A 7,413-nucleotide genomic window follows, 5' to 3' on the forward strand; every position below is an offset into this window, starting at 1 on the left:
GGTGGTGTTCGTCTGCTCCAGCCGGCCGTCCAGGGCGGCTTCCTTCAACCGTTCGGAGACCCACGGGCGGGAGAGGCGGTTGCGGTCGCACCACTCGATGAAGTCCTTCGGGCCCACGATCATCTGGCCGTTCGCCTCGAACTCCGCGAGCGCGTCCGCGAACAGCCGACGGGCCTCCTGCGGGGACGGCTTGCGGCCCGACTCCTGCCCGAAGATCGGGGTGTCGTCGCCGGGTTCGTCGTCAGGGAGTTCGGCCTCAGGATCGATGCCGGCGTCCTCGGGGTCGACGAGTACGTTGGTCGTGTCGTCGTCCTCGGTCACGTCGGTGTCCTCCAACTCCCGCCGCGCGGCGGGCACAGGGCCGGTGTGCTCGGTCCGGTCGCGGCCGGTGTAGAGCTGTCCGGCGATAGAGGCGGCGGCGCCGGCGGTGACGGGGTCGACGTCGGCGCGGACGCTGGCGAACTCGCGGGTGACCCAGGCGAGGGCGACGGGGTCGTTGCGGAAGGTGCGGGACGGGGTCGACCACAGCGGGTCGTCGACACCCCGCGCGACCAGGTAGCAGTAGCCCGGCTTCTTGTTCCCCCACGCCCCGGGGTTCGCCCCGGCGTCGAGGACGTCGGACGGGAGGGCGAACGCGGCGTCGCGTTCGTCGACGCCGAAGCACAGGGAGGCGGGGAGGGAGGCGCGGGTGTCGGTGCTGATCTGGTAGCCGGAGGCGCGCTGCATGGAGATGACCAGCCACACCCCCGCCGACCGTGCCTCTTGGGCGATGCCGGTGAACACGTCGTCGTCGACGGCGCGCAGGGTGTTGGCGGCTTCCTCGAACCACGTGACCAGGAACGGCATCCCCGCGCACCCGCACGCCCCACCGGTGCGGCAGGAGTGCCCGGGGTCGGTCTGCACGTCGGCCGCTTCGGGGCACCAGGAGCGGTAGCCGTGGTCCCCCAGCCACTTCTGGCGTGCGGGGACGGCCTGCGCGGTGGCCTCGATCATCACGGCCGCGTTGTCGGGGGTGTCGACGACCCAGTCACAGGCGCCGAACGCCTCGCCGAGGTCCTGTCCGCGCTTGGGGTCGGACAGCCACACCATCACGTCGCGGCGGGTGAGGACTTCCGCGAGGACGTCGAGGGCGCCTTCGGTCTTGCCGGAGCCGGTGACGCCCATGATGAGCAGGTGCAGCGCTTCCAGCACGGGGAGCTGGAGTTCGCGGCCGTCGTCGTACCGGCCGATGACCAGGGGTTCGGCGATTGAGCCGCCGGGGGCGGACGGGCCGGGCCACCACACGACTTCCTTCAGCTTGTCCTCGGGGACGATGACCAGCTCGCCCTTGCGCGCGGAGTCGGGGTCGGGGCGGAAGCGCACCGCGTTCGGGGCGACGTCCAGCGCCGACGCGATCCTCGGCAGCGCCTTGGCCATGTCGTCGTTGGTGCCCTCTCCGGCGGGGAGGGCGTAGGGGACGGTGACCTTGTTCGGCTCCACCTTCGCCGTGCCCAGCGTCGTGCGGGCCAGACCCACCTTCTCCAGCAGCCCCTTGTCCCCGGCGCCCTCGGCGGTGCCGTCGACGTTGCGGCGGAGCACGGCGCGGATGTTCCACGACAGGGCCAGGCCCGCGCCGCCCATCGCGTACAGGTGGGGGATGGGTCCGGCCAGGGGGCCGGCGAGGCATGCGGCCGTCGCCCACGTCGATCCTGCGGCGACGGTGATCGCGGAGTGCAGACGGCGCTGCTCACCCGTCGACTTCCCCGCCCACCACGTCGTGGCGGTCAGCGCGACCGAGGCGAGGGTGAGGCCGACGCCGGCAGCAGCCGATCCCTCCCACAACGTGGACCCGGCGGCGCCGGCGATGCCGAGTCCGCCGACCGCGACCCACGGGGGCAGGTAGGGCTTGACGCGGTGGAAGAGGTAGGCGCCGACGCCGGAGGCGTTGGACGCGCCGGTGAGCTGTTCCTCGTGCCGGCGCTCGGAGTCCTGTTCAGCCATGGCGGAACACCCCGCTTTCTACTGGTCGTTCCAGTTCATCTGGATGGTCTTGCGGGGGCGTGCGCGGTGGCGGACGCGGTTGATCTCCTCCTGGAACTCCTGCTGGAACAGGGAGTAGGTGGCAGCGGCGTTGACGGCGGCGGCCTTGAAGGAGTCGGCGGACTTCGCGAGCTTGCGGGCCACCTTGCGGGCCCGCATCCTCGACCCGAACGGCCGCCCGCTCGGGTCGGGGACCTGCGCCAGCACCGCTTGCATGATCTCGGCGGCCATCGACAGCTCGAACGACAGCCCGGTGGAGAGGGCGCGCAGGCTGTTGCAGTAGTGCCGCACCTGCGCCGGCGAGGTGAACTCCGGTGCGGGCAGGAGCGATTCGGGGTGGACCCCGCCCCGCCTGCCGGACCGTGCGCCGGCGGCGGCGCCGGCGCTGTTGCTCTTGCCGCCGGTGGCGTTGACGTTGACGGTGAACCCGGGGGAGAACGTGGCCCCGAAGCTCTTGTTGTTGACCTTGCTGGAGTTCTTGACCTGGGCGCCGTTCGCGCCGCCGGGGAAACCGGTGGTGGCCATCAGACGCTCTCCTCAGAACGGGCCGGACGGGGACGAACAGCGATCCACACGGCCTGTGCGGCGATCAGTGTCAGCAGCCACAGCAGCGGGAGGGGTCCGGCGAGGGGGCCGAAGCCGGCCGCGAGGCTCAGCCACACGGCCGCGACCGTGGCGAGCGCGGCGAGTCCGGCCCGCCACAGGACGACCGATCCCTTCGCGGGGCGGCGCCGGTGCATGACCAGCAGCCACACCACCGGGGCCACGGCGAGCGGGGCCAGCAGGAGGGACGACCACCACGCCAGCAGGTGCAGCACGCCCGACAGCGGCATGGCCGCCAGCGCGAGCGCGGTCGGGGCGAGGGTGCGGCGGGCGCTCCACAGGGCGTGGCCCGCCCAGCCGGCGGCGAGGCGGGTGAGGGTGGGGCGTTCGGGGACGACGATGACGACCTGTTCCCCGCGCCGGCCACGCGGGCGGGGGATGTTGACGGTGTGGACGCCCGCGGCCGACTTCACGGCGCGGGCACGGGTGCGGTTGGACACGCAGAACTCCTGACAGGAGTGGAAGAAGGGGGGAGGTCAGGCCGCAGCCTGGTCTTCGGGGAAGGCGCACGGCGCGCACATCCCGAGCGAGGGCGGGATGACGTAGCCGGCGTCCGTGCCGCACTGCGGGCAGATGCGGCGGGCGGTGTTCGCCCTGTCCAGCGCCGCCCACTTCGCCGGCGTCATCGGCCGGACGGGCTTCGCGGCGTCGATGCGGTAGAGGTAGCCGACCAGGGGCGGACGCCGGCGGCGCGGGCGCTCGATCTGCGCGACCACGTCCTGACCCCCGGGCCGAAGACCCTGCGCGCGGAGCTGCCGGTAAGTGGCGAGTCCCTCCGGGGCCAGGCGCCAGCGGTAGACCGGGACCGTGGCCATCAGCGGCTCGCGATCGCGAGTTCGGCGCCGCCGTCGTCCGGACCGCGGAGTTCGGCGTAGCGGGTGGAGACCCAGCCCACCGACCAGCCGCACAGCTCCGCGGCCGACCGCACCGGCAGCCCGAGCGTGAACGCGGCGCTCACGATCTCGTGGGCCTGGTCCCCGGGAAGCTTGACGGTCGCCGGACCGCGCTGAAGCAGGGCGGTGCGCTCGCGCTCCAACCGCTCCTCGCGTTCAGCGTGTTCACGGTCCCGCTCGCGCTGTTCACGCTCGCGTTCACCGCGTTCACGTTCCTCGCGGGCCAGGCGCTCGCGCTCGCGGCGTTCGGCGGCTTCCCGCTCGATGCGTTCACGGTCGCGTTCACGCTGTTCACGCTCGTGTTCACGGCGTTCAAGTGCCTCACGCTCGGCAGCCTCACGGGCGGCCTGGTCGGCCCGCTCCTCACGGCGCCGGCGCTCCTCACGCTCACCCGCCTCGCGAGCCAGGGAGGCTTCGTGTTCACGCTGTTCACGCACCAACTTGGCCGCGTGCTCGCGCTCCTCACGCGCCTGCCGGCGGGCGGCTTCCTCCCGCTCCCGCACCACCTGTTCGGCGTGCTCGCGCTCCGCACGCTGCCGTTCTTCCAGCGCCTGTACGGCGGCGGTGATCGCACGCCGGTAGGCGAGCCCGGTCTCGGCGGTGACGATCAGCAGGAGCGGGGCGACGGCGTGGACGGCCACGCCGACCAGGTCTTTCTTCAGTGCGGAGTCCGCGACGTTGAGGGCGAGGGTCATGCCGCCGGTCATCCACCGCAGCGCGACGGGCCAGCGTCCGCCGTGCCCGCCGAGGCGGGCGAGGACCGAGTCCAGGCGCACGACGATGACCACCGCCGCGTCGACGACCAGGGGGAGGATCGGCGCGGTCCATGACCACCGGGCGGGGGTGTGGGCGGCCATGAGCGGGGTGACGGTGAGGACCGAGTACAGCATCGCGCCGCCCACGATCAGCCACGTCCCCACCGCCAGGGCCCGTTCCGCCGAACGGATCTGAACACCGTTCACGATCCCGCCCCCGGCCATGAACGCACGTCGACCGAGGCGATCAGGACGACCGGCGACGCGGGGTCGTCGGGGTCCTCACTGTCCTCGATCCACTCCCACCGGGCATCCGGCAGCGGCTCGAACCCCAGGACGCTGAGCGCGTTCACACGGTCCGTGAACGTCGGTACCTGCGGGCCGAACGCGTACTCCGGCCACGGCGCGATCGTGTTCATCAGCGCCACGTACAGGCGCCACCGGCCCTTGCGTACGGACATCTGCGCCCGGAACACGGCCGCCATCAGGCCACCGCCGACGCGACCGTGCCGCCCCGGTTCGCCAGCTCGACCCGCGCGGCCAGCGCCCGCCGCCGCGCCCGACGCAGACGCCGCGCGTCCAGCACGGTCGGAACGCGGTCCAGCGTCGCGATCTGCGCGTCCAGCAACTCGACGTCGGCCAGGATCACCGGCATCTCGACCTCGATCGCGGACAACTCCGCGTCGGTCGGCTCCATCCAGTCCTCGAACGCGGTAACGGCGTCCTGGACAGTCACGATGGGACTCATTGGGTTGGTTCCTCTCCAGTAGGAACGGCCCGTCGCGGCTCCCGGGAGGCACCCCGGGAGCCGCTCGCCGTTGAAGTCGGAACATCCGGCTCCCCGCACTCCCGCCCGTCCGACCAGCGCATCAAGCGCAGGTCGGACGGGCGGGAGAGGCAACCGGCCGCAGCATCAGCGCTGCGAAACCGAAGACGGACCGGCTTGTCGTGCGGGCGCCGCCGGCCGGTCCGTCGCGGCGACGCCTAGGTTGTCGTCGGCTCACGCCGACCTCCCGCAGATAGCAGGGACAACAGGGCGCGGCTCGTGCCGCGCGGTCCGTCTTTTCGACTCGGGGAGACGGGACCCACCTATGCAGTTCTCAAGGAACAGACCCTCCCCGGCGGCGCGGTAACCCCTGTTCAGAGGGGCTCTCGTCCTCACGAGACCGCCGGGAGCTCTGCGGTTGTTGTGCAGCTCGAAGTAGCCCAAAGGAGGGCCCTTCTAGCGCTTCGCTGAACTAGTTCTGCGGTGCGCTGAGACGATTAAGGCACGCCTCTAGGCAGGTGTCAACAGAACTAGTTCAGAAGCCCTGGAAGTCGCTTGCGGGCCGCGTGGCGATCTCCGCTACCCTTCTAGGACTAGTTCTGTAACACTGTGGTCCACGAGTCACACGAGCAAGGGAGTCATGCGTGGATGAGGCCAAAGGGCCGAAGGTGCAGCGGCTCGCCGCTGAGCTTCGCGCGAAGATCCAGCAGGGGGCGTACCCCCCGGGATCGGCGCTGCCCAAGGTCCGGGAACTCAAGGAATCGGAAGGTGTCGCCTACCAGACGGCACGAGACGTCTACCGCGTGCTGGAAGACGAGGGTCTGATTATTTCCCGCCGGGGTGAAGGCACCTTCGTATCCCCGATCCTCGGGAAGATCCACCGAGACGGTACGGGCCGCTACATCAAGTCGGCCCGCGAGGAAGCCGGCGCCCGGGGCGCGTTCGCGGCAGAGATCGCCCGACTCGGGATGAGGTCGTCTGCGGCAACCGAGATCAGCCGTGCGCGGCCCCCGAAGCGGGTTGCTCAGATCCTTGACATCCACCACTCGGCAAAGGCGCTCGTGAGGGCGCGTGTCATGCGCGCCGACGCCACCGTCGTGCAGGTGGCCACCTCATACTTCCCGGGCGACGTCGCGTTCGGCACGCAGCTTGAACAGCAGGACACCGGCGACGGCGGAAGCAAGTCGCGCCTTGCCGAACTCGGCTTTCAGCAGACCAGCATCCGAGAGTCCATCGACGTACGACCCCCGAGCAAGGAAGAAGCCGAGCAACTCGGCGTCTCGGTCGACAGGTTGGTCTACGAGATCACCCATGTCGGCCTGACCGAAAGTGGCAGAGCCGTAGAGGTCTGCGTGCACGTCATGCCGGTCACCCTCTGGTCGCTCAGCTATGAGTGGCCCATCGACCTGCCGACCGTCTGAGAGGAACACCGAAGTGAGCAGCAACACCGCCATCGTCCGAGACGCCACGGACCGCTACCGCACGGAGCGGCGCGAGGCCGGCGAAAGTCGTGGCGCGTTCGAGACCGAGATCAAGCGACTGGGCGGTGCGCCCCGTGTGGAAACCGCGATCCGTCGCGACACAGCGCCCGCGCACGTGGCTGAGCTTCTCGGCGTCGAGTCGTCGGCTCAGACCGTGATCCGTGCCCGGCACATGTACGACGGTGAGCGCCTGGTCCAGCTTGCCGACTCGTACATCCCCGTGGACGTCGCAGAAGCGGCCGGCGTCGAGAACCCCGATCCCGGCCTTGGCGGCATCATCAGCCGGATGCGCGACGCGGGGTTCGAGCAGACCGAGGTGATTGAGGAAGTCACCCTCTACGAGACGACCTCGGTTGAGGCGGAAGCGTTCGGCGTCGAGGTCGGCAGCAACCTGCTTCAGATCACGCACACCGGCTACACGGCGGCCGGCCGCGCGGTTGAGGTCACCGTTCACCGGCCCAGCCCCGGTTGGGTCCTGCGCTACAGCCCGCCCATCGACTGAGCGCTGAGCAAGTAGAGCGGCCCGCATCGTAGGATGCGGGCCGCTCTGTGTTTGGTGAGGCGAAGCGAAGGCGCAGGTCGACGGGGCGCTTAGCGGAACTCTGCGCTCTTGTCAAACTCGCCCCGGCTGATGACATCAGCCGGTGACACCAACAGCAGCGAACAGGTGCGGTCGGCGCCGGACGCCCACGGACACGTCGTCAAGGTCAGCAGTGCGTTGGCCAACGCACTCGACACCCCGTAACCGACCTGATAAGGATGAGGCCACAGGTTCAAATCCTGTTAGCCCCACATCGTCGAGAAGGCGTCTCCCTTTGGGAGGCGCCTTCTTCGTGTTCGGTGCGTTTTTGGGGCAGCAAAAAGACCCGGTCGCTGGCGACGGGGGATGCACCAGC

9 protein-coding genes are annotated in these 7,413 nt (G+C 70.4%); 2 read left to right on the plus strand and 7 right to left on the minus strand.

All coding sequences use genetic code 11. The annotated features are described in order from the left end of the window. From traB to AOK24_RS00200, 7 genes are all read right to left on the minus strand, one after another. Positions 1 to 1,980 (minus strand): plasmid transfer protein TraB (gene traB / locus AOK24_RS00170; protein WP_055717963.1); only part of this gene is annotated, 1,980 nt, incomplete at its 3' end. Positions 1,981 to 1,998: 18 nt separating this feature from the next. Continuing rightward, positions 1,999 to 2,544, minus strand: coding sequence for a plasmid transfer protein TraA (gene traA / locus AOK24_RS00175; protein WP_055717964.1), 546 nt, complete (start codon positions 2,542 to 2,544; stop codon positions 1,999 to 2,001). After that, complete coding sequence (locus tag AOK24_RS00180; protein WP_055717965.1) at positions 2,544 to 3,062, minus strand: hypothetical protein; 519 nt, start codon at positions 3,060 to 3,062, stop codon at positions 2,544 to 2,546. The genes traA and AOK24_RS00180 overlap by 1 nt, the downstream gene beginning before the upstream one ends. Positions 3,063 to 3,098: 36 nt before the next feature. Then, positions 3,099 to 3,437 carry an RRQRL motif-containing zinc-binding protein gene (locus AOK24_RS00185; protein WP_055717966.1) on the minus strand — a complete coding sequence of 113 codons (339 nt, stop codon included), beginning with the start codon at positions 3,435 to 3,437 and terminating at the stop codon, positions 3,099 to 3,101. After that, a complete protein-coding gene (locus AOK24_RS00190) occupies positions 3,437 to 4,477 on the minus strand; it encodes a hypothetical protein (protein ID WP_055717971.1) in 1,041 nt (346 codons plus the stop codon). Before AOK24_RS00190 ends, AOK24_RS00185 begins: the two co-directional genes overlap by 1 nt. Beyond that, positions 4,474 to 4,755, minus strand: a complete 282-nt coding sequence (locus AOK24_RS00195) for a DUF6303 family protein (RefSeq protein ID WP_055717967.1) — start codon at positions 4,753 to 4,755, stop codon at positions 4,474 to 4,476. The genes AOK24_RS00190 and AOK24_RS00195 overlap by 4 nt, the downstream gene beginning before the upstream one ends. Further along, on the minus strand, positions 4,755 to 5,018 hold the full coding sequence (locus AOK24_RS00200; RefSeq protein WP_055717968.1) for a DUF6284 family protein: 264 nt from the start codon (positions 5,016 to 5,018) through the stop codon (positions 4,755 to 4,757). Before AOK24_RS00200 ends, AOK24_RS00195 begins: the two co-directional genes overlap by 1 nt. 662 nt (positions 5,019 to 5,680) lie before the next feature. Between AOK24_RS00200 and AOK24_RS00205 the strand changes: the two genes are divergently transcribed. Next, positions 5,681 to 6,457, plus strand: a complete 777-nt coding sequence (locus AOK24_RS00205; protein WP_055717969.1) for a GntR family transcriptional regulator — start codon at positions 5,681 to 5,683, stop codon at positions 6,455 to 6,457. Between the two features lie 13 nt (positions 6,458 to 6,470). Beyond that, complete coding sequence (locus AOK24_RS00210) at positions 6,471 to 7,019, plus strand: UTRA domain-containing protein (protein WP_079056601.1); 549 nt, start codon at positions 6,471 to 6,473, stop codon at positions 7,017 to 7,019. The last annotated feature ends 394 nt before the right edge of the window (positions 7,020 to 7,413 follow it).

The sequence above is a fragment of the Streptomyces niveiscabiei genome, from assembly GCF_001419795.1.
GTDB lineage: Bacteria > Actinomycetota > Actinomycetes > Streptomycetales > Streptomycetaceae > Streptomyces > Streptomyces niveiscabiei.